The organism is Bradyrhizobium sp. HKCCYLRH2015, assembly GCF_051168215.1.
GTDB lineage: Bacteria > Pseudomonadota > Alphaproteobacteria > Rhizobiales > Xanthobacteraceae > Bradyrhizobium.
Genome location: NZ_JBNPUO010000003.1, coordinates 386056 through 412001 on the forward strand (window position 1 = coordinate 386056; position 25946 = coordinate 412001).

Genomic DNA, 25946 nt, shown 5'->3' on the forward strand with positions numbered 1-25946 from the left:
TGGGCTGCCCGTGTTTGATATAGTGGATAACAATTATCGATTATAATCTCAAGGCCGCTGTTCCGGCTGCGGCGTTCGAGACCAGGGATGGAAGCAAATGCGATGAATTTGGCGGACCGTGATGGCCGATAGCGCCAAGCCCGTCAGCAAGAGGGAAAGCCGCAAGGAAGCTGCCGTAGCGGCCGATGAGACGCAAGCGGTCCTGCTCGGCGAGCTGTCGGATCTGCTTGGCTATGTGCTGAAACGGGCGCAGTTGAAGGTGTTCGAGGACTTCCTGCGCTGCGTCGCGCCGCTGCAACTGACGCCGGCCCAGTTCTCGGTGCTGCTGCTGCTCGACGCCAATCCGGGCCGGAACCAGACCGAGATCGCCAACACCCTGGGCATCCTGCGGCCGAACTTCGTGTCCCTGCTGGACAGCCTCGAGAGCCGCGACCTGTGTGCGCGAGTGCGTTCGGCCAACGACCGGCGCTCGCACATCCTGATGCTGACCGAGAAGGGCCGCGCCGTGCTGGCCCGCGCCAAGAAGCTGGTGGTGTCGAAGCACGAGGCGCGGCTCAACGAGCTGCTGGGCCCGGATGGGCGCGACGCGCTACTGGCGATGCTCACCAAGATCGCGGAGGAGTTCTGAAGGACGCAGGCGCGCCCCTCAATCGACCAGGATGACCCTGACGTCGTTCACGTTGGTGAGCGTCGGTCCGGTCTGCAGCAGGCCGCCGGTCGCGGCGAAAAATGCGGTGGCGTCGTTGTTGGCGAGATAGGCCTGCGGATCCAGCCCCTGCGCCCGCATCGCGGCGATGACCTCGGCATCGACAAGCGCACCGGCCGGATCGGAGGCGCTGCCGCCGCCGCCATCGGCGCCGTCGGTGTCGCCGGCGAGCGCCGCTATGCCCTCCATGTCCTTGAGGAGGTCGGCGAGCGCCAAGGCATATTCCTGGTTCGGGCCGCCGCGGCCCTGGCCGCGCACCGTCACGGTGAGCTCGCCGCCGGAGATGATCGCCATGCGGCGGCCGAGCGCGCGGGCCTCGCGCGCCAGCTTGGCGTGATCGGCCGCGACATCGCGGGCCTCACCCTCGAGATCGGCGCCGAGATCGAGCACGTCGTAGCCCGCCGCCTTGACGCTGGCCACGGCGGCCTCGAGCGAGCTGGCGGGGCGCGCGATCAGCTCGAACGAGGCGCGGGCGAAGGCGGCATCGCCGGGCTTGCAGCTCTCATTGGCGGCATCATCGAGCGCCCGGCTGATCGCCGGGTCGACCTCGAGCTTGTATTTGGCGACGATGCCGCGGGCATCGGCCAGCGTGGTCGGATCGGGCACCGTCGGACCCGATGCGATCGCCGAGGGATCGTCATGCGGCACGTCGGAGATCGTCAGGGTCACGATCTCGGCCTTCTGCCCGGCCCGCGCCAGCCGGCCGCCCTTGATCCGCGACAGATGCTTGCGGACCGTATTCATTTCGCCGATCGGTGCGCCCGAGCGGAGCAGCGCGCGGGTCAGTTGCTGCTTCTGCGCGAAGCTGACGCCGTTCACCGGCGCGACCCAATTGGCGGACCCACCACCGGAGAGCAGCACCAGCATCAGGTCGCCGGGCTCGGCGGTTGCCGCCAGTTGCAGCGTCTCGTCGGCGGCCTTCAGCCCGGCCTCGTCTGGCATCGGATGTCCGGCCTCGATGACCTTCACCCGCCGGGTCGGCACGCCATGGCCATGGCGGGTGGTTGCGATGCCGGTCAGCTTCGCGGGATCGAATCCCAGCGTGTCCAGGTAGTGGCGCTCGGCCGCGACCGCCATTGCGGCCGCGCCCTTGCCGGCGGCGAGACAGATGATTCGTCCTTTGGGAGCCGCCGGCAGGAATGCCGGCAGCACCATGTCAGGATGCGCCGCGGCGACCGCGGCATCGAAGATCGCGCGCAACAACGGACGGCGGCTGGTCATGCGGCGCCGCCCGCGTGCCGTGCGCAGCCTATTTCAGTTCGCCGCTCATGACCTCGCCGAACAACTGCCAGCGCTCGCCCTTGAACTGCATCAGCTGCAGCTGCTCGATCGGCTGGAAGTCGTCCGGACCGGTGGTCAGCGTGATGCCGGGCAACAGCCCGCCCTGCGCAAACTGCTTCAGGCTTGCCGCCTGCTTCATGACATTGGCGCGGGTCAGTTCGTCGCCGCATCGCTTCAGCACCTCGACCATCGTGGTGGCGATGTTGTAACCGGTCAGCGCCGACGAATCCACGGGGTTGATCTCCGGCAGATATTTGGCGAGCAGTTCCCTGAACGCGCCGAGACCGGGGTCGTTGGCCCATTGCGGATCGGAGGCATCCTTGGCATAGGCGGCCGAGATCACCCCTTGCGAGTTCTCGACGCCGGCCGGCCGCATCACGGCCGCGGTCGAGGCGCTGACGTTCGAGATGATGGTCAGCGGCTTCCAGTTCATCTCGCCGAGCTTCTTGATCGCCTGGGCGCCGGACTTCGGTGTGGTGAACAGCACGACGATGTCGGGATTGGCCGACTTCATCTTGACGATGTGCGACTCGACCGTGGGTTCGGCGATCTCATAGCTCTCCTCCAGCACGACGCGGGAGGTGTCGCCAAGGCCGTCCTTGAGACCCTTCAGATAGTCCTTGCCCATGTCGTCGTTCTGGTAGAGCACCGCGATCTTGCCGGTCGGCTGCTGCGCGGTGAGGTATTTGGCGTAGATGCGGGCTTCCGACTGATAGCTCGGCAGCCAGCCCATGGTCCACGGATTGGTCTTGGGCTCGTTCCACTTGGTGGCGCCGGTCGCGACGAACAGCTGCGGCACCTTCTTGGCGTTCATGTATTTCTGGATCGCCGTGTTGGGCGCAGTGCCGAGCACGCCGAACAGGAACAGCACCTCGTCGCTCTCCACCAGCTTGCGTGCCTGCTCCACCGTCTTCGGCGGCGAATAGGCGTCGTCGTACGAGATGAAATTGATCCTGCGGCCGTTGATGCCGCCCTCATCATTGACCTTCTTGAACACAGCCGACATCGCCTTGCCGACCGAGCCGTAGGCCGAGGCCGGGCCGCTATAGGGCACGATGTTGCCGATCTTGATCTCGGTGTCGCTGGCGCCGGTGTCGTATTTCTTGTCGGCATAGGCGCTGCCGGCAGCGGCGCCAACCAAGGCGAGGCCGAGCAGGCTGGAGAGCGTGCGGCGGGTGAGGGCAGTGGTCACGTGGGGACTCCTTCTCGGCCTTGGAGCTTGGCCTTGTTGTTGGATTCGCCCGCAGCACGGGCGACTCGTTTCACTCCGGACGAGTCCCCATAGCGCAGCCGCGCGCTCGGCGTAACCGCCGCCGCTGCATGACCGCCTCTCTTTCAACTCCTAGCTTAAGAAATTCTTGGCAAAGACAGCAAAGATGCCTGGAGAGAGCGCCTCCTGCGGCGCGAAGCCGCAGGAGGCGGTTTCAACTGCGTTCCGTCGTTAGCCGCCGACGTCGGCGGAAATCACGTCGCCGAACAGCTCCCACTTCTCGCCCTTGAAGCGCATCAGCTGCAACTGGCTGACGGGCGCGAAGTCGGTCGCCGAGGTGTTGATCGTGATGCCAGGCAGCAGCATCTCGGTGCGGAAGTTGCGCAGGGATGCGGCCTGCTTCATGACGTTCTCGCGGGTGAGGTTGTCGCCGCACTGCTTCAGCACCTGCACAAGCGTCTGGGCCACGCTGTAGCCGACGACGGTGCCGCCATCGAGCTTGTCGCCATCCGGGAAATCCTTCGCCATGAAGTCGAGGAACTGTTTCATCCCGGCATCATCCTTCCATTGCGGATCGGAGACGTCCTTGAGATAGGCCGCCGAGAGGATGTCCTGTGAATTCTCATAGCCGGCCGGTTTCAGCACGCTGCCGACGGAGGCGGAGACGTTGTTGAGGATATGCAGCGTCTTCCACTCGATCTCCTTGACCTTCTTGATTGCCTGCGCCGCAAATTTCGGCGTGGTGATGTTCACGAATACGTCGGCGCCGGTGGACTTGAGCTTGACGATGTGATTGTCGATCGAGGGTTCAGCGGTCTCGTAGCTCTCCTCCATGACGATCATTGAGGCGGCCTTGGCTCCAAGCCCATCCTTCAGCCCTTTCAGATAGTCCTTGCCGTAATCATCGTTCTGATACAGCACCGCGATCTTCGCGTCCGGCTTTTCCTTCAGCAGATATTTTGCGTAGATTCTGGATTCGCTCTGGTAGTTGGGCTGCCAGCCCATGGTCCAGGGGAAGTCCTTCGGATCGTTCCATTTGGTGGCGCCGGTGGCGACGAACAGCTGCGGGACCTTCTTCGAGTTCATGTATTTGTGGATCGCCGAGTTCGGCGGCGTGCCCAGCGAATTGAAGATGAACAGCACTTCATCGCTCTCGACCAGCTTGCGTGCCTGTTCGACCGTCTTCGGCGGCGAATAGGCGTCGTCATAGGAGATGAAGTTGATCTTGCGACCGTTGATGCCTCCCTCGGCGTTGATCTTCTTGAAGTAGGCCGCTTCCGTCTTGCCGATGATGCCGTAGGCCGAGGCCGGCCCGCTATAGGGCATGATGTTGCCGATCTTGATCTCGGTGTCGGAGGCGCCGGTATCGTATTTCTTGTCGGCGGCGATTGCGGAGCTCGAGGCGAGAACGATGGCGGCAGCCGAGGCGAGGGCGGCCCTTCGCGTGATCATCATGGTGCGTTTCTCCCGTGTTGGTTTGGTTGACGTGTCTCGGCCGCCTTGATGGCGGCTCTTGTTCTGGCTGGAACTATAGCAGAGCTGCACCGGGGTGGTTGCGACATCACGGCACGGTCCGTGTTTTCGCGGTGCCTTGGCGGTCCATATCATGTGCAACTGCGAGAGGTCTCCGCAATCTCGGCGGGTGAGTGCTCTGCAAGAACAGCCTGAGATGAATAGTTCGACGCCGATCCAGATATGAAAAAGCCCTCCGCGCCGATGGCGCGGAGGGCCAGTGGAGATCGGCACCGCTTTCTGCGGCGATGCGCGATTACTCGATGGCGCCGCTGATCGCCTCGCCGAACAGCTCCCACTTCTCGCCCTTGAACCGCATCATCTGCAATTGCTCGATGGGCGCGAAGTCGGTAGCCGAGGTGTTGATCTTGACGCCCGGCAGCAGCGTGTCGGGCGCGAAGTCCTTCAGGCTCGCGGCCTGCTTCATCACGTTGGCGCGGGTCAGGTCGTCACCGCACATCTGCAGCACCTTCACCAGCGTCTGCGCGGCGCCGTAGCCGTAGACGGTCGAGCTGTCGAGCTTGTTGGCGTCGGGATAGTACTGCGCGAGGAAGTCGAAGAACTTCTTCATGCCGGGATCATCGTTCCACTGCGGATCCGCAGCATCCTTGGCGTAGGCGGCCGAAAGAATCCCTTGCGAGTTCTCGAAGCCGGCCGGCTTGATCACGCTGCCGACCGAGGCCGACACGTTGACGACCAGATGCGTCGGATGCCAGTCGATCTCGGCAAGCTTCTTGATCGCCTGCGCCGCGAACTTGGGCGTGGTGACGCTGAAGAAGACGTCGGCGCCGGAGGCCTTCAGCTTGACGATGTGGCCGTCGATCGAGGGTTCGGACGTCTCGTAGCTCTCCTCCATGACGATCATGGACGCGGCCTTGTCGCCGAGGCCGTCCTTGAGGCCCTTCAGATAGTCCTTGCCGAAATCGTCGTTCTGGAACAGCACGCCGACCTTGGCGCCGGGCTTGTCCTTGAGCAGGTACTTCGCGTAGATGCGGCCCTCGCTCTGGTAGCTCGGCTGCCAGCCCATGGTCCAGGGGAAGTTCTTCGGGTCGTTCCACTTGGTGGCGCCGGTGGCGACGAACAGTTGCGGGATCTTCTTGCCGTTGAGATATTTCTGGATCGCCGAGTTCGAGGGCGTGCCGAGCGGGTTGAAGACGAACAGGACCTCGTCGCTTTCGACCAGCTTGCGCACCTGCTCGACCGCCTTGGGCGGCGAATAGGCGTCGTCATAGCTGACGAAGTTGATCTTGCGGCCGTTGATGCCGCCCTCGGCGTTGATCTTCTTGAAATACGCCTCCTCGGTCTTGCCGATCACGCCGTAGGCGGACGCCGGTCCGCTGTAGGGCATGATGTTGCCGATCTTGATCTCGGTATCCGACGCGCCGGTATCGTATTTCTTCTGGGCGAGTGCTGCGCCCGAGGTGAGGGCGATGACCGCCGTCGCGATCGCGGCGATTCGTAGTTGTTGAACGACCTGCAAGAGTTCCTCCTTAGTTCTTTCTGAGTTTGCCGAGCAGCTGCTGCGCCACCATCGCCACCTGCCGCGAGCCGTGCGGCACGAGGAAGATGACGAGGAACAGCAGCACGCCGAACACCGCGCCGGACAGGCCCTTCGAAATGCCTTCGGCGATGTTGGGAACGAAGATGATGAATGCCGCGCCGACGAACGATCCGGGCAGCCAGCCGACGCCGCCGACGACCATGCCGAGGAACAGCGAGATCGCGAGCACGATCGTGTAGCTGTCGGGTGCCACGAACTGCACGGCGATGGCGCCGAGGCCGCCGGCGACGCCGGTGATGCCGGCGCTGACGCCGAACGCCAGCGTCTTGTAGGTCGCGACGTCGATGCCCATGGCGGATGCCGCGATCTCGTTGTCGCGGATCGCCATGAAAGCCCGCCCCGAACGCGAGCGCAGGAGGTTCACCGAGAACACGTAGATCGCGATCGTGATCGCCAGTGTGAAGTAGTACAGCCACATGTCCTGCGACATCGGCAGGCCGAACGGCGCGTCCGGCTTGGTGACGACGAGGCCCTGCACGCCGCCGGTCCATTCCTCGAAGAAGCCGAGCTTGAGGATCTGCGGCATCGCGGTGGCGAGCGCGAAGGTGGCGAGCGCGAGATACACGCCCGAGAGCCGCAGCGCCGGCTGGCCGAACAGGAAGCCGGCGCCGAAGCAGATCACGCCGGCGACCGGCAGGGTCAGCGCGTAGTTGACATTGTACTGCTCCATCAGGATCGCCGACGTATAGGCTCCGATGGCGTAGAAGGCGCTGTTGCCGAGCGAGAACTGGCCGGATCCGCCGGTCAGGATGTTCAGCGCCAGCACGGCCAGCCCGTAGATCAGCAGCATCGTCATCTGGAAGATGATGAAGTTCTTGACGAACAGTGGCACCACCAGGAGCAGCAGCACGACCACGAATGTGGTGCCGGAGCTCAGGGTCATGGCCCGCTTCGGAACGGCCTCGACCGCGGGCGCCTGGGATGTGATGTCCTCGATTGCGCTCATGATCAGACTCGCTTCACGATGTTGCGGCCGAACAGGCCGGCGGGCTTGATGACCAGGACGGAGATGATGAGGGCCAGAGCGATCGGCAGCTTCATCTCGTTGCCGACATGCGGGATGTAGGTTCCGGCGAGATTTTCGAAGATGCCGACCAGGAAGCCGCCGAGCACCGCGCCGAACGGGCTGGTCAGGCCGCCGAGCACGGCGGCGGCGAACCCGTAGATCAGCACGCCGCCCATCATGTTCGGCTCGAGGAAGACCACCGGCGCGATCAGCATGCCGGCGATCGAGCCGATCGCTGCCGCCATGCCCCAGCCGAGCGCGATCATCCACGACGTGTTGATGCCGACCAGCCGCGCCGACTCGGGCACCGCCGCCGCCGCACGCATCGCAAGCCCGACCCTGGTGTACTGGAAGAAGAAGTACAGGCCGATCAGCAGCAGCAAGGTGATGCCGATCATGCCGGCCTGGTGCGTCGAGATCAGCTGGCTGCCCAGGAACGGCGACGATCCGAACGGCGTCGGATACTGCTTGATGGTGAAGTCCCAGGTCAGTCCGGCAAAGGAGTTGATGATCGAGTACAGCGCGATGAAGCCGGCGACCTGGGTCAGGATCGGCGCCTTGGTAAGCGGCTTGAACAGCACGCGCTCGATCGCGATGCCGCCTGCAAACGACAGGGCCAGCGTCGCCACGAAGGCGACCCAGTAGGGCAGGCCCCATTGCATCAGCTGCCAGGAGATGAATGTCGAGAACATCGCCATCTCGCCTTGCGCGAAGTTGAGATGGTCGATCGCCTGGTAGATCATCACGACCGCGAGCGCCATGCAGGCGTAGATCGCGCCAGTCGCAATGCCGGCCAGGACCTGGTTGGTGAACAGCTCCATTGTCCCGCCTCCGTTAGTAGCCCAGATAGGATTTGCGAACGTTCTCGTCGTTCGCGATGTCCGAGGCCGCGCCGGACATGACGATGCGGCCGGTCTCGATCACATAGGCCTGATCGGCGAGCTCCAGCGCGAGCTGCGCGTTCTGCTCGACGACGAGGATCGAGACCTTTTCCTCGCGGTTGATCTTGCCGAGGATGCCGAAGAGGTCGCGGACCACCAGCGGCGCGAGGCCGAACGACGGCTCGTCGAGCAGCATCAACCTGGGACGCAGCATCAGCGCCCGCGCCACGGCCAGCATCTGCTGCTCGCCGCCGGACAGGGTGCCGGCCTGCTGCGTATGACGCTCCTTCAGCTTGGGGAAGTAGGAATACATCCGCTCGATGTCGGCGACGATGCCCGCCTTGTCGGAGCGGGTGATGGCACCGAGCTGCAGGTTTTCTTCCACCGTCATGTTGGTGAAGGTGCCGCGACCCTGCGGCACATGGGCGATGCCGAAGCGCACGATGCTCTCGGTCGATTTGTTGTTGAGCGGCTTGCCCTCGAACTCGATCGCACCGGTCGAGCGCACCATGTTGCAGATCGCGCGCAGGGTGGTGGTCTTGCCGGCGCCATTGGCGCCGAGCAGGGTCGTCAGCGAGCCTTCGTTGAGAGAGAAGGAGAGGCCGTGCAGGGCCTGGACCTGGCCGTAATAGGCGCGCAGGTCCTTGACGTTGAGCAGCGCCGTCATTGATCCTTGCTCCCGAGATAGGCCTTGATGACGTCGGGATTGGCCTGCACCTGCGCGGGCGTGCCCTCGGCGAGCTTGCGGCCGAAATTCAGCGCCACGACGTGGTCGGCGATCGACATGACCAGGCCCATGTGATGCTCGACCAGCAGCACGGTGATGTGGCGGTCGTCGCGGATACGGCGGATCAGGTCGCCGAGCACATAGACTTCCTCGTGATTGAGGCCGCCGGCGGGCTCGTCAAGCAGCAGGATCTTCGGGTCGGCGGCCAGCGCGCGCGCCAGCTCGACGCGCTTCTGGGTGCCGAACGGCAGCCCGGACACGGTCTTGTGCGCGACCTCCTCGAGGTTGAGATAGGCGAGAATCTCGTGAACCTTGGTATTCACCGAAGTCTCGCTGCGGCGGATCCAGGCGAGACGAAGCGAATCGGAGATGATGTCGCTCGAGGTCCGCGCATGCGTGCCGACGCGGACGTTGTCGAGCACCGACAGGTTCGGGAACAGCGCCACGTTCTGGAAGGTGCGGCCGATGCCGATCTCGGCGATGCGGTGTGGCGGCCGCTTCAGGATGCTGTGGCCTTCCATCAGGATGTCGCCGGAGCTCGGCTGGTAGAGCCGGCTGAGGCAGTTGAACAGCGTGGTCTTGCCGGCGCCGTTCGGGCCGATGAGGCCGAGGATCTGGCCCTGGCGCATGTCGAACGAGACGCCGTTCAGCGCCACGATGCCGCCGAACACGACGCTGACGTCGCGGACGGCGAGCAGCGGATCGTTGGTCTGGGCGAGTTGTGCCTGCGTCATCTCGTCTCGCCCCTCCCGAAATCGTTCAGGTCAGGACGCGGCGCCAGCCGACCGCGATGATGCAGGCTATCTGATACCCTCGGCAACACGGGCAACTTTTCCTCCTGGCTTCGGCTTTTTATTGAGTTCTTTGTGAGACGAATTGTTCGCATGAACATTCGTCTGATTAGTTTGCGGCGCAAGTCCGCCAAGCGCTGCTTCGATTTTCCTTACCATCGCCACGAGACGAGGTCCAATGTCGGTGAGCAGGCGCTCTTCCGTGAAGCGGAATGCAGGCGCGCCGCAATTGATCGCGTAAGGACCCGTTCCATCGTTGAGCCTCAACGCCGCGCCGACGGCGTGAACGTCATCCTGCCATTCGCCGGCCGAGATCGTGAAGCCGTACTTGGCGACGGTTTCGCCGGCGCGCTCGATCCCGTCACGGATCTTGGGCCAGCGGTTGCCGTAATGCTCGCGCATCTCGCGCATCAGCACGGCGCGTTCCTCTTCGGGCAGCGCCCAGAGATAGGCCCGGCCCATCGCGGTGGTCGCAATCGGAATGCGCGAGCCCACGTCGAGCTCGACGTTGACGACGCCGTGCCGGCTCTGGCCGATATAGATCATGCTGAGCCGGTCGCGGCCGCCGATTGCCACCGCACCGCCGGTCTCGCGCATCAGCTGCTCGCGGAACGGCTCGGAGAGCTGGCGCACGCCGAGATTGGCGAGCGCGGCGTAGCCGAGCAGCAGCGCTGACGGCGCCAGCTGATATTTCTCGAAGCGGGGAACGGGCGTGAGATAGCCGAGCTTGGTCAGCGTGTAGGTCAGGCGCGACACGGTCGGCTTGGGCAGGTTGGTGCGCGCCGCGATCTCCTGGTTGCCCAGCAGGCCGTCATTGGGCCGGAAAGCCCTGAGCACCTCGAGGCCGCGCGACAGCGCAACGACGAAGTTGCGATCGGTCGCAGCTTTCTTCCCTGGGCGTTTCATGTCATCGGCTGTTGATTGATGAGCCTCGTTGACAACGCTCGTGCTTCAAAATAACCCTGGCTGTCAAGATGTGGAATTAGATTTCGCACTGCGGAATTGATGTCCGGCAGCGGGTAGACGCAAGCAAGGCTGAACCTCTGCGCAAATGAAGAGCCAAGAAGGGGTCGGAACGTTAACCGGCCGCAAAGAAACGACATCCCAAGGAGCTTACGCGTGAGCGAAGTGGCAAAGCTTGATCGTCATGACATCATCGGCATCGTCACCATCGACAGTCCGCCCGTCAATGCGCTGAGTGCCGCAGTTCGCGGCGGCATCCTGGACAACGTCAAGGCGGCGATCGACGATCCCGCAATCAAGGCCATCGTGCTGACCTGCGGCGGACGCACCTTCATTGCCGGCGCCGATATCACCGAGTTCGGCAAGCCGCCGAAGCCGCCGGCGCTCAACGACGTGCTGAGCACGATCGAGAACAGCCCCAAGCCGGTCATCGCGGCGATTCATGGAACGGCGCTGGGCGGTGGTCTCGAAGTGGCGCTCGCCTGTCATTATCGTGTCGCCACCAAGGAGGCGAAGCTCGGCCTGCCCGAGGTGAAGCTCGGCCTGCTGCCGGGCGCGGGCGGAACGCAGCGCCTGCCGCGCGCGGTGGGGCCGGAGCTCGCGGTCAAGATGATCGTCGCCGGTGATCCGATCGGCGCAGCCGAAGCGCTGAAGGCGGGCCTGATCGAGGAGATCGTCGAGGGGCCGGCATCGGGCGGCGAAGCCTTCGCGCGCAAGGTGGTGGCGGAGAACCGTCCGCTGCGCAAGCTGCGCGACGATGACTCCAAGATCGCCGCGGCCAAGGCCGATCGCTCGATCTTCACCAATGCGGTCGCTGCGATCACCAAGAAGTCGCGCGGGCTGGAGGCGCCGTTCGCGGCGGCCGATGCGGTCGGCTATGCGATCGATCTGCCGTTCGACGAGGGCTTGAAGCGGGAGCGCGAGGGCTTCCTCAAGCTGCTCACCAGCGACCAGTCCAAGGCGCAGCGCTACGCGTTCTTCGCCGAGCGCGAGGCGGCCAAGATTGCCGGCGTGCCCGAGGGCACGAAGGGCCGCAAGGTCGAGCGCGTCGCCATCATCGGCGCCGGCACCATGGGCGGCGGCATCGCGATGTCGTTCGCCAATGCCGGCATCCCGGTCACCCTGATCGAGACCGCCGAGGAGCAGCTCAAGCGCGGCATGGGCATCATGCAGAAGAACTGGGAGGCGACCGCCGCGCGCGGCGGCATTCCGGCGGACGCCCCGGCCAAGCGCATGGCGCTGATCGACGGCAAGGTCGGTCTCGAGAACGTCAAGGACGCCGACCTCGTCATCGAGGCGGTGTTCGAGACCATGGCCGTGAAGAAGGAAGTGTTCGGCAAGCTCGATCAATATGCCAAGCCGGGCGCGGTGCTGGCCTCGAACACTTCGTATCTGAACATCGACGCAATCGCCGCCGAGACCAGCCGTCCGCAGGACGTGCTCGGCATGCATTTCTTCTCGCCGGCCAACGTCATGAAGCTGTGCGAGATCGTGCGCGCGGAGAAGACCGCGCCGGACGCGCTCGTCACCGCCGTGTCGATCGCCCGCAAGATCGCCAAGGTGCCGGCCGTGGTCGGCGTCTGCGACGGCTTCGTCGGCAACCGCATGCTGGCGCAGCGTGGCAAGCAGGCCGAGAAGCTGTTGTTCGAAGGCGCGCTGCCGCAGCAGGTCGATGCCGTCGTCACCAAGTTCGGCATGCCGATGGGCCCGTTCGCGATGGGCGATCTCGCCGGCCTCGACATCGGCTGGCGCTCGCGCAAGGACCGCGGCATCAAGAGCGAGATCGCGGATGCGCTGTGCGAAGCCGGCCGCTTCGGCCAGAAGACCGGCAAGGGCTACTACAAATACGAGGCCGGCTCGCGTGCGCCGCTGCCGGATCCCGATGTCGAGAAGTTGATCGACGAGACGCTCGCCAAGCTCGGCCTCAAGCGCCGCGCGGTCAGCGACGAGGAGATCCTCGAGCGCATGATGTATCCGATGATCAACGAGGGCGCGAAGATCCTCGCCGAGGGCATCGCCGCGCGTCCGTCCGACATCGACGTTGTCTGGCTCTACGGCTATGGCTGGCCGATCTATCGCGGCGGCCCGATGTACTGGGCCGACAGCGTCGGCCTGAAGCACATTGCCGAGCGGCTGGCGTTCTATGCCAAGGAGACCAATGACCCGTCGCTGGAGCCAGCGCCGCTGCTGAAGAAGCTCGCCGACGAAGGCAAGACCTTCGCCTCGCTGGCGCAGGGGAAGGCCGCTTGAGGCGGCCCAACTATCACTCTGCGCCCGGCTGCGCTCCCCTCCCCCTTGCGGGGAGGGGTTGGGGGTCCACACGGGCAGTCTCGCCCGGGGCCGCCCCCCTCCCTGACCCTCCCCCACAAGGGGGGAGGGAACGGAGACAGCGGGGCCGTCTTACGCCAACGGACATTGAGCTCGCATGACCCATCCTGGCGAACAGTTCTATCCCGAAGGTGTCCGCTGGGATGCGCCGCTTGCGCGTGGCACCTTGCCGGATCTGCTGGCAAAGGCGGTCAGTGACTTCGGCAATGGCGACGCGCTGGAATTCCGCGACCGCCCCATCACTTTCAAGCAACTCGCGGCGCTCGTCGACCAGGCCGCCGCGGCGTTCCTGCGCGCCGGCTTCGGCAAGGGCGCGTCGATCGCGCTGTTCCTCGGCAATACGCCGGATCATCCGATCAACTTCTTCGGCGCGCTCAAGGCCGGCGCCCGCGTGGTGCACCTGTCGCCGCTCGATGGCGAGATCGCCTTGTCGCACAAGCTCAGCGATTCCGGCGCGCGCATTCTCGTCACGTCGAACCTATCAGCGCTGCTGCCGACCGCGTTGAAGTTCCTCGCCAAGGGACTGATCGATCGCCTGATCGTCTGCGAGGATGATGATTGGGGCAAAGTCGGCACGCCGCAGACGGCGCTGCCGGACAATCCCGCGGTGATTACGCACCGCGCCTTCGTCGAAGGCGCCGTTGCGCCTATGGCGTGGCCTTCGATCTCGCCCGACGACATCGCCCTGCTGCAATATACCGGCGGCACCACCGGCCTGCCCAAGGGTGCGATGCTGACCCATGGCAATCTCACCTCCGCGGTGTCGATCGCCGAAGTCTGGGGCCGCGCGACGCGTGCAAACGGTAACGGCTCCGACCGCGTGATCTGCGTCTTGCCGCTGTTCCACATCTATGCACTGACGGTGGTGCTGCTGACCTCGCTGCGCCTCGGCAGCCTGATCTCGCTGCACCAGCGCTTCGATCTCGACGCCGTGATGCGCGACATCGAGGTCAAGCGCGCGACCTATTTTCCCGGCGTGCCGACGATGTGGATCGCGATCGCCAACCTGCCCGATCTCGACAAGCGTGATCTGTCGTCGTTGACCAGCGTCGGCTCCGGCGGCGCGCCGCTGCCGGTCGAGGTCGCGCGCATCCTGGAGCGACGCGTCGGCATGAAGCTGAAGAGCGGCTGGGGCATGACCGAGACCTGCTCGCCCGGCACCGCCCATCCCAAGGGGGGCCCGGACAAGCCCGGCTCGATCGGGATCACGCTGCCCGGCATCGAGATGGACGTCGTGTCGCTCGAGGATCCCGCAAAGGTGCTCGGCGTGAACGAGGTCGGCGAGATCCGGATCAAGGGGCCGAACGTCACCAAGGGTTATTGGAACCGGCCGGAGGAAACGGCGCAGTCGTTCGTCGGCGATCATTTCCTGACCGGCGACATCGGCTATGTCGACGCCGACGGTTTCTACTTCCTGGTCGACCGCAAGAAGGACATGATCATTTCCGGCGGCTTCAACGTCTATCCGCAGATGATCGAGCAGGCGATCTACACCCATCCGGCGGTGCAGGAGGTCATCGTGATCGGTATTCCCGACGCCTATCGCGGCGAGGCGGCCAAGGCCTTCATCAAGCTGCGAGACGGCTTCGCGCCGTTCCCGGTCGAGGATCTCCGCGCCTTCCTCACCGGCAAGCTCGGCAAGCACGAGCTGCCGGCGGCGGTCGCGTTCGTCGACGAGCTGCCGCGCACGCCGGTCGGCAAGCTGTCGCGTCACGAATTGCGCCAGCAGCAATCACCCGCGTCTCACATCAAACATCAGTGACAACAACAGGAGGTCGCCCATGACCGATGCCGTCATCGTTTCCACCGCCCGCACGCCGATCGGCAAGGCCTATCGCGGCGCGCTCAATGCCACCGGCGGCGCGACGCTGCTCGGCCACGCCATCGGCGAGGCGGTCAAGCGCGCCAAGGTCGATCCGGCAGAGGTCGAGGATGTCGTGATGGGCGCGGCCTTGCAGCAGGGCTCGACCGGCGGCAACATCGCGCGCAAGGCGCTGCTGCGTGCCGGCCTGCCGGTGTCGGTCGGCGGCACCACGATCGACCGCCAATGCGCCTCCGGTCTGCAGGCGATTGCGCTCGCGGCGCGCTCGGTGATCTTCGACGGTGTCGAGATCGCAGTCGGCGGCGGCGGCGAATCGATCTCGCTGGTCCAGAACGACAAGATGAACAGCTTCCAGGCCACCGATCCGGCGCTGCTCGAGATCAAGGGCGACGTCTACATGCCGATGATCGACACCGCCGAGATCGTCGCCAAGCGCTATGGCATCTCCCGCGAACGGCAGGACGAATATGCGCTGGAGAGCCAGCGCCGCACCGCAGCCGCGCAGCAGGGCGGCAAGTTCAACGACGAACTGGCGCCGATCTCGACCAAGATGGCGGTCACCGACAAGGCCACCGGCAACGTCTCGTTCAAGGACGTCACCCTGTCGCAGGACGAAGGTCCGCGCCCCGAGACGACCGCCGAAGGTCTCGCCGGCCTCAAGGCCGTGCGCGGCGACGGCTTCTCGATCACCGCCGGCAATGCCAGCCAGCTCTCCGACGGCGCCTCCGCCTGCGTGATCATGAGCGACGCCACCGCGGCGAAGCGCGGCCTGCAGCCGCTCGGCATCTTCCGCGGCTTCGTCGCGCATGGTTGCGAGCCGGACGAGATGGGCATCGGCCCGATCTTCGCGGTGCCGCGTCTGTTGAAGCGCCATGGCCTGACCGTCGACGACATCGGCCTGTGGGAGCTCAACGAGGCGTTCGCCGTGCAGGTGCTGTACTGCCGCGACAAGCTCGGCATCGACCCCGACAAGATCAACGTCAATGGCGGCGCCATCGCGGTCGGCCATCCCTACGGCATGTCGGGCGCGCGGCTCACCGGCCACGCCCTGATCGAAGGCCGCCGCCGCAAGGCCAAGTACGCCGTCGTCACCATGTGCGTCGGCGGCGGCATGGGCGCCGCCGGCCTGTTCGAGGTGCTGCAGTAACGAACGACCGAAATCCCACGCGCAACTCGCGCGGGATTTCACTCGGTGTCGTCCCGGGCAAGCGAAGCGCAGACCCGGGACCCATACCGCGTGATGTTGCTTGGGGCATGACGGCAGATGCCTGTGCTCTCAAACGACCGTCGGTGGTTATGGGTCCCGGCGTTCGCCGGGACGACGGCGGAACAAGACGAACGAACGCGATTCAAACTACACACGGGAGGATCCGATGGATCTTGCATTCACGAAGGAAGAGCAGGCGTTCCGCGAGGAAGTCCGGCAGTTCTTCAAGGACAACGTGCCGCCGGAGACACGGCGGAAGATGATCGAGGGCCGCCATCTGTCGAAGGACGAGATGGTGACCTGGTGGCGCATCCTCAACAAGAAGGGTTGGGGCGTCTCGCACTGGCCGACGGAATATGGCGGCACCGGCTGGACCTCGGTGCAGCACTACATCTTCAACGAGGAGCTGCAGGCCTATCCGGCGCCGCAGCCGCTCGCCTTCGGCGTCAGCATGGTCGGCCCGGTGATCTACACCTTCGGCAACGAGGCGCAGAAGAAGCAGTATCTGCCGCGCATCGCCAATGTCGACGACTGGTGGTGCCAGGGCTTCTCGGAGCCGGGCTCCGGCTCCGACCTGGCCTCGCTGAAGACCAAGGCCGAGCGCCGCGGCGACAAGTGGATCATCAACGGCCAGAAGACCTGGACCACGCTGGCCCAGCACGCCGACATGATCTTCTGCCTGTGCCGCACCGATCCCTCCGCGAAGAAGCAGATGGGCATCTCCTTCATCGTCTTCAGCATGAAGTCGAAGGGCGTCACCGTGCGTCCGATCCAGACCATCGACGGCGGCCACGAGGTCAACGAGGTGTTCTTCGACGACGTCGAGGTACCCTATGAGAACCTGATCGGCGAGGAGAACAAGGGCTGGGACTACGCCAAGTTCCTGCTCGGCAATGAGCGCACCGGCATCGCCCGTGTCGGCGTCTCCAAGGAGCGCATCCGCCGCATCAAGGAGCTCGCCGCCAAGATCGAGTCCGGTGGCCGTCCGGTGCTGGAAGACCCGTCGTTCCGCGAGAAGCTCACCGCATGCGAGGTCGAGCTCAAGGCGCTCGAGCTGACCCAGCTGCGCGTCGTCGCCGACGAGGGCAAGCACGGCAAGGGCAAGCCCAATCCGGCGTCTTCGGTGCTGAAGATCAAGGGCTCGGAGATCCAGCAGACCACCACCGAGCTGCTGATGGAGGTGATCGGCCCGTTCGCCGCGCCCTACGACATCCATGGCGACGACGACAGCAACGAGACCATGGATTGGACCGCCCAGATCGCGCCGAGCTACTTCAACAACCGCAAGGTCTCGATCTACGGCGGCTCCAACGAGATCCAGCGCAACATCATCGCCAAGGCGGTGCTGGGGCTCTGACCTGTGAGCCGCAGCGCCTCGACAACGCACGCCGTCATGGCCGGGCTTGACCCGGCCATCCACGCGCAGCCCTGCCCGGGCACGACGTGGATGCCCGCGACAAGCGCGGGCATGACGGAGAATGGGGATACTGGAGAGTCAACCAATGGATTTTGATCTCACCGAGGAGCAGCGTCTCCTCAAGGACAGCATCGACGGCCTGCTGGCGGATGCCTATGATTTCGACAAGCGCAAGCTCTACATGAAGGAGAAGGGCGGCTGGAGCCGCGCGATGTGGTCCAAGCTCGCCGAGCAGGGCCTGCTCGGTCTGCCGTTCTCCGAGGAAGACGGCGGCTTCGGCGCCGGCGGCGTCGAGACCATGATCGTGATGGAGGCGATGGGCCGCGCGCTGGTGCTCGAGCCTTACCTCGCCACGGTCGTGCTTGCCGGCGGCTTCCTCCGCCATGGCGGATCGGCGGCGCAGAAGGCCGCGCATCTGCCAGGGATCATCGACGGCAGCAAGACGTTCGCCTTCGCCCAGCTCGAGAAGCAGTCGCGCTACGACCTGTTCGATGTCGCCACCTCCGCCAAGAAGAAGGGCGACGGCTGGGTCATCGACGGCGAGAAGTTCGTCGTGCTCAATGGCGAAAACGCCGACACGCTGATCGTCACCGCACGCACGGCTGGCGGCCAGCGCGACAAGTCCGGCATCGGCCTGTTCATCGTGCCGGCCGACGCGAAGGGCGTCACCCGCAAGGGCTATCCGACCCAGGACGGCCTGCACGCGGCGGACATCACCTTCACCGGTGTGGAAGTGGGCGCCGACGCCGCGATCGGCGATCCTGCCAACGCTCTGCCGCTGATCGAGCGCGTCGTCGACGAGGCCCGCATCGCACTGTGTGCGGAAGCCGTCGGCCTGATGGACGAGTCGCTCAAGACCACGGTCGAGTACATCAAGACGCGCAAGCAGTTTGGCGTCGCGATCGGCTCGTTCCAGTCGCTGCAGCACCGCGCCTCCGACATGTTCGTCGCGCTGGAGCAGGCCCGCTCGATGTCGATGTTCGCCACCATGGCCGCCGACTTCGACGACGCCAAGGAGCGCGCCACCTCGATCGCCGCGGCCAAGGTGCAGATCGGCAAGTCGGCCAAGTTCGTCGGCCAGCAGGCGATCCAGCTCCACGGCGGCATCGGCATGACGATGGAGGCCAAGATCGGCCACTACTTCAAGCGCCTGACCATGATCGAGAGCACCTTCGGTGACACCGACTACCATACCCGCCGCGTCAGCGAGGCGGGTGGGCTGATCTGAGATGGTCCGTCGTTGCCGGGCTTGACCCGGCAACCCATCGCTCCTTGATGATGGATGCGCGGGTCAAGCCCGCGCATGACGAGCGTGAGAGCCTACGCCGGCTCGGTTGTTTTGAGCCGTCATTGCGAGCGTAGCGAAGCAATCCAGGGCGTCACGCGTCGCCCTGGATTGCTTCGTCGCTTCGCTCCTCGCAATGACTCGGAGGAAGCAGAACATGATCCCCAATCCCTTCAACCTCTCCGGCCAGGTCGCCGTCATCACCGGCTCGAGCCGTGGCATCGGCCGTGCTTCCGCGGAGCTGCTGGCGCAGCTCGGCGCCAAGGTCGTGATCTCCAGCCGCAAGGCCGACGCCTGCGAGGAAGTGGCAAGCGGCATCCGCGCGAGCGGTGGCGAGGCCCGCGTCATCCCCTGCAACATCTCGCGCCGCGCCGAGGTCGATGCGCTGATCGACGGCGCCGTCAGCCAATACGGCCAGGTCGACATCCTCGTCTGCAATGCTGCGGTCAACCCGTATTACGGTCCGCTGCTTGACATCACCGACGAGGCCTTCGACAAGATCATGGCCTCCAACGTGAAGAGCAATCTCTGGCTCTGCGCCAAGGCGATCCCGCCGATGGCCGCGCGCGGCAAAGGCTCGGTCGTCATCGTGTCCTCGATCGGAGGACTGCGCGGCTCGACCGTGATCGGCGCCTACGGCATCTCCAAGGCCGCCGACTTCGCGCTGTGCCGCAGCCTTGCCGGCGAATGGGGCCCGCAAGGCGTGCGCATCAACTGCGTCGCGCCGGGCCTGATCAAGACCGACTTCGCCCGCGCGCTGTGGGAGGACGAAGCCCGCCTGAAACAGCGCTGCGCGACGACCCCGCTCCGCCGCATCGGCGAGCCGCATGAGATCGCCGGCGCGGTGGCGTATCTGGCGTCGGATGCCTCGACCTTCATGACGGGGCAGACCATCGTGGTCGACGGCGGCGTCACGACGGCGGCGGTGTAAAAATCTCTCCACACGATAGCCGCACCCTCTCCCCTTGTGGGAGAGGGTGGTTGCGCGAAGCGCAACCGGGTGAGGGGTCTCTCTCCGCGTACTCAGAGCGCGCATGTGGCGCCAACCGCTCACCCGAGTGAGCTTGCGGCTGTCGGCGGTGTGGCCCTCTCCCACAAGGGGAGAGGGCCCAGCCATGCGCAGCGCAGTGGTCCCAGCCAAGTTCGGACACGGGGTTGGATGCTCGTAAGGTGCGAACTCTCCACTTTTTCCAGAAGGACGTCGCGCGCTCCCAACCTCCTTGACCTTCCCCCGCCAATCCGCTTGCTTGTCGGCCCAACGTCGTCAACTCCCGGGAAGAAGCCCCATGTCCTTCGTGCTGGCCATCGATCAGGGCACCACGTCCTCGCGCGCGATCGTGTTCCGCTCCGACATCTCGATCGCCGCGGTGGCGCAGCAGGAATTCCCGCAGCATTTTCCGGCCTCGGGCTGGGTCGAGCACGAGCCGGAGGACATCTGGACCTCGACGGTGATGACCTGCCGCGATGCGCTGGAGAAGGCGGGACTGGCGGCCAAGGACATCGCCGCGATCGGCATCACCAACCAGCGCGAGACCACCGTGGTGTGGGACCGCGCCACCGGCCAGGCCGTCCACCGCGCCATCGTCTGGCAGGACCGCCGCACGGCCGACATCTGCGCCAAGCTCAAGGCCGACGGTCACGAGCCCGAGGTCAGCGCCAGGACCGGCCTGATCATCGATCCCTATTTCTCCGGCACGAAGGTCGCATGGATCCTCGATCACGTGCCGGGCGCGCGCGAGCGCGCCGAGCGTGGCGAGCTGATGTTCGGCACCGTTGACTGCTACCTGCTGTGGCGGCTGACCGGCGGCAAGGTGCACGCCACCGATGCCACCAACGCCTCGCGCACGCTGCTGTTCAACATTCACACCGGGCAGTGGGACGATGCGCTGCTGAAGCTGTTGCGCGTGCCGCGCTCGATGCTGCCGGAGGTGAAAGATTCCTCGGCTGAGTTCGGCACCACCACGCCCGACCTGTTTGGCGGTCCGATCAAGGTCGCGGGCATCGCCGGCGACCAGCAGGCGGCGACCATCGGCCAGGCCTGTTTCACGCCGGGCATGATGAAGTCCACTTACGGCACTGGCTGCTTCGCGCTGCTCAATACCGGTGCCACGCCGGTGAAATCGAACAACAAGCTGCTGACGACCATCGCCTATCAGCTCGACGGCGTCCGGACCTACGCGCTCGAAGGCTCGATCTTCGTCGCCGGCTCGGCCGTGCAATGGCTGCGCGATGGGCTCGGCATCATCAAGCATGCCGCCGAAACCGGCCCGCTCGCCGACAAGTCCGACTCGATGCAATCGGTCTATCTGGTGCCGGCCTTCGTCGGCCTCGGCGCACCGTATTGGAATCCGCGCGTGCGCGGCGCGCTGTTCGGCCTGACCCGCAACACCGGCCCCGCCGAGCTCGCGCATGCCACGCTGGAGAGCGTGTGCTACCAGACCTACGATCTGTGGGCCGCGATGCGCGCCGACTGGCCCGATGCGTCCGCAGCCACGATCGTGCTGCGCGTCGACGGCGGCATGACCGCATCGGACTGGACCATGCAGCGTCTCGCCGACCTGCTCGACGCACCAGTCGACCGTCCGATGATTCAGGAGACCACCGCGCTCGGCGCCGCTTATCTCGCCGGCCTCCACGCGGGCGTCTATCCGGAGCCGGAAAAGTTCGCCGACAATTGGCGGCTCGAGCACCGCTTCCGGCCGGCGATGAGCGCGGCCACGCGGGAGCGCAAGCTCGCCGGCTGGGCCCGCGCCGTGAAGGGCGTGCTGGCGAGCGACGAGGGCGAGTAGGTGAACAGCATGTCGGTCCTCGACGGCCACTACGACGTTCCACCCGGCAAGGTCGCGGCCGTGGTGACCTCGCTGGAAATGGTGGCGCCGCCGGTGTTGCCGCCGGATCCGATCGGCGACTGGAGCATTCGCCGCGTCGCGCAGCCCGATCTCGATTGGTACCGCGACCTCTATGCCCGCGTCGGCTGGGAGTGGCTGTGGTCGCAGCGCACGCGGATGAGCGATGCGGAGCTTGCCAAGACAGTTCGCGCCGACGGAGTCGAGATCTACACCTTGGCGCATGACGGCGGTGACGAAGCCCTGCTGGAGCTCGACTTCCGCAACAAGACCGATTGCGAGCTGGTGCTGTTCGGCGTCACCGACAGGCTGATCGGCACCGGCGCCGGACGCCTGCTGATGAACCATGCGCTGCGCCGCGCCTGGGCGCAGCCGCTGACGCGGCTCTGGGTCCACACCTGCAGCTTCGATCATCCGCGCGCGCTGGCCTTCTACCAGCGCTCCGGCTTCCGCCCCTATCGCCGCCAGATCGAGATCGCCCCCGATCCCCGCCTCGACGGCACCCTGCCGCGCGCTGTCGCCGCGCATGTGCCGCTGCTCGCCTGAACGTGGCAGCTGACAACGGCGCCGAACGGCGCTTCAATGCGCCGCACAGGAGGATAACCGATGTTCCTGATCGGCCAATACGACTCGCCTTTCGTCCGCCGCACCGCGATCGCGCTCGAGCTCTACGGCATCCCGTTCGAGCACAAGCCGTGGTCGACCTTTGGCGATGCCGACAAGATCGCGCCGTACAATCCGCTGCTCCGGGTGCCGGTGCTGGTGCTCGATGACGGCGAGGCGCTGATCGATTCGGCGGCGATCCTCGATCACCTCGATGAGGCCGTCGGGCCCGAGCGTGCCATGCTGGCGCGCAGCGGCGCGCCGCGCCGCAGGCAGCTGCATACGATCGCGCTCGCGACCGGTCTCGGCGACAAGGCCGTCAGCCTGATCTATGAGCGCGTGCTGCGCAAGGACCGCCTGGCCCTGTGGGTCGCGCGTTGCGAGACGCAGATCTCCGGCGTGCTGGCGATGCTGGAGGCGGAGCGCGCCGCCGCGACGACGGATTATTGGTATGGCGAGCGCATCGGCCACGCGGACATCGCCGTCGCCTGCGTCCTGCGCTTCACCCGCGAGGCGCATCCGCATCTGTTCGACGCGACGCGTTACCCGGCGCTGGCCACGCACGCCGCCCGCTGTGAGGCGCTGTCGCCATTCCAGGCTTTCGTCCAGCCACTGGCGCCGCCGAGCGGGGATTGAGCTCGTTGGAGCGAGCCGTCGCCCCGGCGATGGTGCGCTCCTTCTCCCGTTCCTCACGGGGAGAGGGGCAGCCGCACGAGAAGTGTCAGCGGAAAGACCTGCACCCCCTCACCCGGATTGCATCTGGCGATGCAATCCGACCTCTCCCCGCAAGCGGGGCGAGGTGCACCGCGCCAGCGGCGAGAGATGTTCTCACCTCGGCCCGCCAAGAGAAGCTGTGCAGCCAGGCGCGGAGCGCAGTCGAGCCACCAGCCCTCACGGCCTGAAATACACGTCCACCTTCATGCCCACCGCGAACGGACCCGGCTCGGCGAGATCGACCAGCACTTCCACCACGTCGACATCGGTCATGTTGCGCTGGCTGAGCGCAGCCGTGCGGCTGCTCTCGACCAGCGGGGCGATGGCGGCGACCTTGCCGGCGACGTCGCGGCCCCGGAAGGCGTCGGAGCGGACCACGGCCTGCTGGCCGACCTTGATCTTGTCGAGGTCGCGCTGGTCGAGCTCCGCGCGCACGCGCAGCGAGGACGTATCGCCGAGCAGCACCAGCGGTGGCGTTGTCTGCGGCGAAGCGATCTCGCCGGTGCGCGCATTGACCTGCAGCACCGTGCCGTCGAGCGGCGCGCGGATGGTGAGCTTTTCCAACGTGGCGCGGGCGCCCTGCAGTTCGCTGCGGGCGACGTTGAGCTGGCCCTCGGCGCTGACCGGCAGCGGCGCATCCGCGGTGACCTTGCGCAGCTCGTCGGCCTGCTGCTCCAGCTTCGCCTGCGCGGCTGTCAGTTGCGTGCGTGCGGTGTCGACATCGGCATCGGCGCCGCGCCCGGCGCGCCGCTCGGCCACGGCCTTGTCGAGCGCAGCACGCGCGTCGAACACCGCCGCCTGCGCATCGGCGAGGCCGTCTTCGGCGCGGCGCCGCGGACCCGCGCCAGACGGCGTCGACTCCTTGTTGCGCACGCGCTTGCGCATCGCGACCTGCGCCTCGGCGCTGGCGAGCTGCGCGCGGGCTTCGGCGTCGCCGAGCCGCACCAGCGCCTGGCCGGCGAACACGGTCTCGTTCGGCTTGACCAGCACCTCCTGGATCGGCCCGACCACCGGCGCGCCAAGCTTGATCAGGCCGGATGCCGGCTCGACCCGGCCGGGTGCGACGGCCAGCCAGCGTTCCTCCTGGGCATTGGCGGCGCGCGCTGTCGGTGGAATCGAGGTCGGCGTGACGATGATCGCCAATGCAGCCGCGGCGACGAGCCCGAGCAGGTGAGCGCGTTCTGGAATTCCCGATATCATGCGTGCGAGACTTTCTTCATGGACTCGCCGCCGCTCTCCTCGCGGACGATGCGGCCGTCCTCGATGTGGATGACGCGATTGGCAAACGGCAGAATGCGCGGATCGTGCGTCACCACCAGCACCGCGCGCGACGGATCCCTGGCGATATCGGCGAGCAGGGTCATGATCGCCTGGCCGTTGGCGGTATCGAGTGCGCCGGTCGGCTCGTCGGCGAGAATGACCTGCGTCTTGCCGACGATGGCGCGGGCGATCGCGACGCGCTGCTGCTCGCCGCCCGAGAGCTGGCGCGGGAACGACCGCTTCTTCGGGCCGAGGCCGACCCTGTCGAGCACCTCGCGCGCCGCCTTCTTCGCCGACCCCGCGCGTTCGCCGCGCACATCGAGCGCGAGCCGCACGTTGTCCTCGGCGTTCAGCGTCGGAAACAGATGATAGGATTGGAAGATGAAGCCGATGCGCTCGCGGCGCAGCTTCGCCAGCGCCTCGGGATCGAGCCCCGCGACCGGCTGGCTGGCAACCCGCACGGTTCCGCCATCCGGCGTCATCAGGCAGCCCAGGATCGACAGCAGCGTCGTCTTGCCGCTGCCCGAGGGACCCATCAGCAGCGCCAGCTCGCCGCCCTTCAGCGACAGGCTCACGCCCTTCAGCGCCTGCACCCGGCCGGCCCCCTGGCCGAGGTGATGCACGAGATCGGTGGCCTCGAGCACGGTCTCGGTCATCGCGAGAACACCAGCGTCGGATCGATGCGCATGACCTTGAGGATCGCCGCGATCGCCGAGCCGATGCACATCGTCACCGTCAGCACGAACAGCGCGACCGTCAGCGCCGGCGTCATGATGACCGGCAGCGCCGATTCCGCCGTCGCCGCCGCCACGATCTTGCCGATGCCGGCGGCTCCGGCGAAGCCGACGATGGCGCTGAGCAGCGCCTGCCAGATGATGACGGTGTAGATGTAGCGGCTGGTCGAGCCGATCGCGCGCAGCGTCGCGAACTCGTTGATATGATCCTTTGTGCTGGAATAGAGCGTCTGCGCCACGATCACGGTGCCGACGATCAGTCCCAGCAGCGCGCCGGCGAATAGCGCCGCGCCGGCGCCGGTGCCGAACAGCCAGAACGAGCGGCTGCGGCTGCGGAACTCGGCTGCGGTCAGCACGTCGACGTTTCCGAGATTGCCGCGCAGCGCCTGCTGCACCGTGCCGAGATCGGCATCGGGCGTCAGCTTCACCAGCAGATAGGACGCCTTGTTCGGCGCGATGCCGGTATAGGTCCGCGCGCGCTCCACGTCGGTAAAAACGTAAGGCGTCGTCGTGAACGAGCGGATGCCCTTGGTCACCGCCATCACCTGCACCTTGCGATCGCGCAGCTCCGCGGCCTGCTCGACGCCGGTGATGCCGAGCCGCTCGAAATAGGTCCGGTCGATCGCGACCGCGCCCGGCACCGACAGGTCGTCCAGCCGTCCCTCCACCACGTTCCAGGGATGCAGCCCGAGTCCGCGCAGCTCCGAGCCGACCACGAAGACCGGCGTCGTCGTGCCCTGCGGCAGCCGCCATTGCGCGTAGCCGATCACCAGCGGCGTCGCCTCCGCCACGCCGGGAACGGCAAGCGCGCGAAACCGCTGCCGCTCGTCGAGCAGCGAGGGGTCCTCGAAGCATTTGGTGCCGACTGGCATGATCCACAGCTCGGCCGGGGAGTGGTCGATCATGGTCGTGACCATCCGGCGGAAGCCGACATAGAGACCCATCTGCACGGTCACCAGCACGATCGAGAAGATGATGCCGATGATGGTCGCGATGAAGCGCAGCCTGTCATGGAACAGGTTTCGCGACGCAAGCCTGAACTGCAACGACATGAACCAAAACCACCCGAAGGCCCCGGGCCTATTTCAGCCG

General features: G+C 65.9%; 22 protein-coding genes. 10 read left to right on the forward strand and 12 right to left on the reverse strand.

The annotated features are described in order from the left end of the window. The first annotated feature begins 121 nt into the window (after positions 1–121). Entirely contained in the window at positions 122–628 is a 507-nt protein-coding gene (locus ACQR1H_RS09775; protein WP_434907482.1) for a MarR family winged helix-turn-helix transcriptional regulator, read from the forward strand. An 18-nt stretch (positions 629–646) separates the two neighbouring features. Here ACQR1H_RS09775 and ACQR1H_RS09780 read toward each other — a convergent pair whose 3' ends face one another. The 9 genes from ACQR1H_RS09780 to ACQR1H_RS09820 form a co-directional block, all read right to left on the reverse strand. Beyond that, the gene (locus ACQR1H_RS09780; protein WP_434907483.1) at positions 647–1927 is read right to left on the reverse strand and encodes a glycerate kinase type-2 family protein; all 1281 of its coding nucleotides are present in this window, start codon (positions 1925–1927) and stop codon (positions 647–649) included. A gap of 28 nt (positions 1928–1955) precedes the next feature. Then, a complete protein-coding gene (locus ACQR1H_RS09785) occupies positions 1956–3179 on the reverse strand; it encodes an ABC transporter substrate-binding protein (protein ID WP_315805736.1) in 1224 nt (407 codons plus the stop codon). Between the two features lie 249 nt (positions 3180–3428). Further along, positions 3429–4652, reverse strand: a complete 1224-nt coding sequence (locus ACQR1H_RS09790) for an ABC transporter substrate-binding protein (RefSeq protein ID WP_315805737.1) — start codon at positions 4650–4652, stop codon at positions 3429–3431. Between the two features lie 313 nt (positions 4653–4965). Beyond that, a complete protein-coding gene (locus ACQR1H_RS09795; RefSeq protein WP_315805738.1) occupies positions 4966–6189 on the reverse strand; it encodes an ABC transporter substrate-binding protein in 1224 nt (407 codons plus the stop codon). 10 nt (positions 6190–6199) lie between these two features. After that, complete coding sequence (locus ACQR1H_RS09800; protein WP_316238196.1) at positions 6200–7216, reverse strand: branched-chain amino acid ABC transporter permease; 1017 nt, start codon at positions 7214–7216, stop codon at positions 6200–6202. Between the two features lie 2 nt (positions 7217–7218). Then, positions 7219–8097, reverse strand: a complete 879-nt coding sequence (locus tag ACQR1H_RS09805; protein WP_315805740.1) for a branched-chain amino acid ABC transporter permease — start codon at positions 8095–8097, stop codon at positions 7219–7221. A gap of 13 nt (positions 8098–8110) precedes the next feature. Continuing rightward, on the reverse strand, positions 8111–8824 hold the full coding sequence (locus ACQR1H_RS09810) for an ABC transporter ATP-binding protein (RefSeq protein WP_315805741.1): 714 nt from the start codon (positions 8822–8824) through the stop codon (positions 8111–8113). Next, positions 8821–9618 carry an ABC transporter ATP-binding protein gene (locus ACQR1H_RS09815; RefSeq protein WP_434838553.1) on the reverse strand — a complete coding sequence of 266 codons (798 nt, stop codon included), beginning with the start codon at positions 9616–9618 and terminating at the stop codon, positions 8821–8823. The genes ACQR1H_RS09810 and ACQR1H_RS09815 overlap by 4 nt, the downstream gene beginning before the upstream one ends. 66 nt (positions 9619–9684) lie before the next feature. Next, entirely contained in the window at positions 9685–10581 is an 897-nt protein-coding gene (locus tag ACQR1H_RS09820; protein ID WP_315805743.1) for an IclR family transcriptional regulator, read from the reverse strand. Positions 10582–10794: 213 nt separating this feature from the next. Between ACQR1H_RS09820 and ACQR1H_RS09825 the strand changes: the two genes are divergently transcribed. The 9 genes from ACQR1H_RS09825 to ACQR1H_RS09865 all read left to right on the forward strand — a co-directional run bounded on the left by ACQR1H_RS09825 (position 10795) and on the right by ACQR1H_RS09865 (position 22782). Further along, positions 10795–12888: a 3-hydroxyacyl-CoA dehydrogenase NAD-binding domain-containing protein gene (locus ACQR1H_RS09825; RefSeq protein ID WP_315805744.1), complete on the forward strand. Its 2094-nt coding sequence runs from the start codon at positions 10795–10797 to the stop codon at positions 12886–12888. Positions 12889–13063: 175 nt separating this feature from the next. After that, entirely contained in the window at positions 13064–14728 is a 1665-nt protein-coding gene (gene pimA / locus ACQR1H_RS09830) for a dicarboxylate--CoA ligase PimA (RefSeq protein WP_434907484.1), read from the forward strand. A gap of 19 nt (positions 14729–14747) precedes the next feature. Then, entirely contained in the window at positions 14748–15935 is a 1188-nt protein-coding gene (locus tag ACQR1H_RS09835) for an acetyl-CoA C-acyltransferase (protein ID WP_434907485.1), read from the forward strand. 226 nt (positions 15936–16161) lie between these two features. Continuing rightward, positions 16162–17352 (forward strand): pimeloyl-CoA dehydrogenase large subunit, encoded by a 1191-nt coding sequence (pimC, locus tag ACQR1H_RS09840; RefSeq protein ID WP_434907486.1) that lies wholly within the window; start codon positions 16162–16164, stop codon positions 17350–17352. 145 nt (positions 17353–17497) lie between these two features. Then, entirely contained in the window at positions 17498–18640 is a 1143-nt protein-coding gene (pimD, locus tag ACQR1H_RS09845) for a pimeloyl-CoA dehydrogenase small subunit (RefSeq protein ID WP_434890308.1), read from the forward strand. A 214-nt stretch (positions 18641–18854) separates the two neighbouring features. Continuing rightward, positions 18855–19628 carry an SDR family NAD(P)-dependent oxidoreductase gene (locus ACQR1H_RS09850; protein WP_315805749.1) on the forward strand — a complete coding sequence of 258 codons (774 nt, stop codon included), beginning with the start codon at positions 18855–18857 and terminating at the stop codon, positions 19626–19628. Between the two features lie 355 nt (positions 19629–19983). Beyond that, positions 19984–21486: a glycerol kinase GlpK gene (glpK, locus tag ACQR1H_RS09855; protein WP_434907487.1), complete on the forward strand. Its 1503-nt coding sequence runs from the start codon at positions 19984–19986 to the stop codon at positions 21484–21486. Positions 21487–21495: 9 nt separating this feature from the next. After that, entirely contained in the window at positions 21496–22089 is a 594-nt protein-coding gene (locus tag ACQR1H_RS09860) for a GNAT family N-acetyltransferase (protein ID WP_434907488.1), read from the forward strand. A 60-nt stretch (positions 22090–22149) separates the two neighbouring features. After that, positions 22150–22782 (forward strand): glutathione S-transferase family protein, encoded by a 633-nt coding sequence (locus ACQR1H_RS09865; protein WP_315805752.1) that lies wholly within the window; start codon positions 22150–22152, stop codon positions 22780–22782. 255 nt (positions 22783–23037) lie between these two features. On the opposite strand, the gene ACQR1H_RS09870 is transcribed toward ACQR1H_RS09865, so the two are convergent. From ACQR1H_RS09870 to ACQR1H_RS09880, 3 genes are read right to left on the reverse strand one after another with little or no spacing between them, the layout of a single operon-like run. Beyond that, positions 23038–24060, reverse strand: a complete 1023-nt coding sequence (locus ACQR1H_RS09870; protein ID WP_434907489.1) for an HlyD family secretion protein — start codon at positions 24058–24060, stop codon at positions 23038–23040. Continuing rightward, a complete protein-coding gene (locus ACQR1H_RS09875) occupies positions 24057–24776 on the reverse strand; it encodes an ABC transporter ATP-binding protein (protein ID WP_434907490.1) in 720 nt (239 codons plus the stop codon). Before ACQR1H_RS09875 ends, ACQR1H_RS09870 begins: the two co-directional genes overlap by 4 nt. Beyond that, positions 24773–25906, reverse strand: coding sequence for an ABC transporter permease (locus ACQR1H_RS09880; RefSeq protein WP_316238189.1), 1134 nt, complete (start codon positions 25904–25906; stop codon positions 24773–24775). The genes ACQR1H_RS09875 and ACQR1H_RS09880 overlap by 4 nt, the downstream gene beginning before the upstream one ends. Between the last annotated feature and the right edge of the window lie 40 nt (positions 25907–25946).

Coding starts and splice junctions, on each gene's coding strand:
- ACQR1H_RS09775 (WP_434907482.1), top strand. CDS start 122: ATGGCCGATAGCGCCAAGCCCGTCAGCAAGAGGGAAAGCCGCAAGGAA.
- ACQR1H_RS09780 (WP_434907483.1), bottom strand. CDS start 1,927: ATGACCAGCCGCCGTCCGTTGTTGCGCGCGATCTTCGATGCCGCGGTC.
- ACQR1H_RS09790 (WP_315805737.1), bottom strand. CDS start 4,652: ATGATGATCACGCGAAGGGCCGCCCTCGCCTCGGCTGCCGCCATCGTT.
- ACQR1H_RS09800 (WP_316238196.1), bottom strand. CDS start 7,216: ATGAGCGCAATCGAGGACATCACATCCCAGGCGCCCGCGGTCGAGGCC.
- ACQR1H_RS09805 (WP_315805740.1), bottom strand. CDS start 8,097: ATGGAGCTGTTCACCAACCAGGTCCTGGCCGGCATTGCGACTGGCGCG.
- ACQR1H_RS09810 (WP_315805741.1), bottom strand. CDS start 8,824: ATGACGGCGCTGCTCAACGTCAAGGACCTGCGCGCCTATTACGGCCAG.
- ACQR1H_RS09815 (WP_434838553.1), bottom strand. CDS start 9,618: ATGACGCAGGCACAACTCGCCCAGACCAACGATCCGCTGCTCGCCGTC.
- ACQR1H_RS09820 (WP_315805743.1), bottom strand. CDS start 10,581: ATGAAACGCCCAGGGAAGAAAGCTGCGACCGATCGCAACTTCGTCGTT.
- pimA (WP_434907484.1), top strand. CDS start 13,064: ATGACCCATCCTGGCGAACAGTTCTATCCCGAAGGTGTCCGCTGGGAT.
- ACQR1H_RS09835 (WP_434907485.1), top strand. CDS start 14,748: ATGACCGATGCCGTCATCGTTTCCACCGCCCGCACGCCGATCGGCAAG.
- pimC (WP_434907486.1), top strand. CDS start 16,162: ATGGATCTTGCATTCACGAAGGAAGAGCAGGCGTTCCGCGAGGAAGTC.
- pimD (WP_434890308.1), top strand. CDS start 17,498: ATGGATTTTGATCTCACCGAGGAGCAGCGTCTCCTCAAGGACAGCATC.
- ACQR1H_RS09850 (WP_315805749.1), top strand. CDS start 18,855: ATGATCCCCAATCCCTTCAACCTCTCCGGCCAGGTCGCCGTCATCACC.
- glpK (WP_434907487.1), top strand. CDS start 19,984: ATGTCCTTCGTGCTGGCCATCGATCAGGGCACCACGTCCTCGCGCGCG.
- ACQR1H_RS09860 (WP_434907488.1), top strand. CDS start 21,496: ATGTCGGTCCTCGACGGCCACTACGACGTTCCACCCGGCAAGGTCGCG.
- ACQR1H_RS09865 (WP_315805752.1), top strand. CDS start 22,150: ATGTTCCTGATCGGCCAATACGACTCGCCTTTCGTCCGCCGCACCGCG.
- ACQR1H_RS09870 (WP_434907489.1), bottom strand. CDS start 24,060: ATGATATCGGGAATTCCAGAACGCGCTCACCTGCTCGGGCTCGTCGCC.
- ACQR1H_RS09875 (WP_434907490.1), bottom strand. CDS start 24,776: ATGACCGAGACCGTGCTCGAGGCCACCGATCTCGTGCATCACCTCGGC.
- ACQR1H_RS09880 (WP_316238189.1), bottom strand. CDS start 25,906: ATGTCGTTGCAGTTCAGGCTTGCGTCGCGAAACCTGTTCCATGACAGG.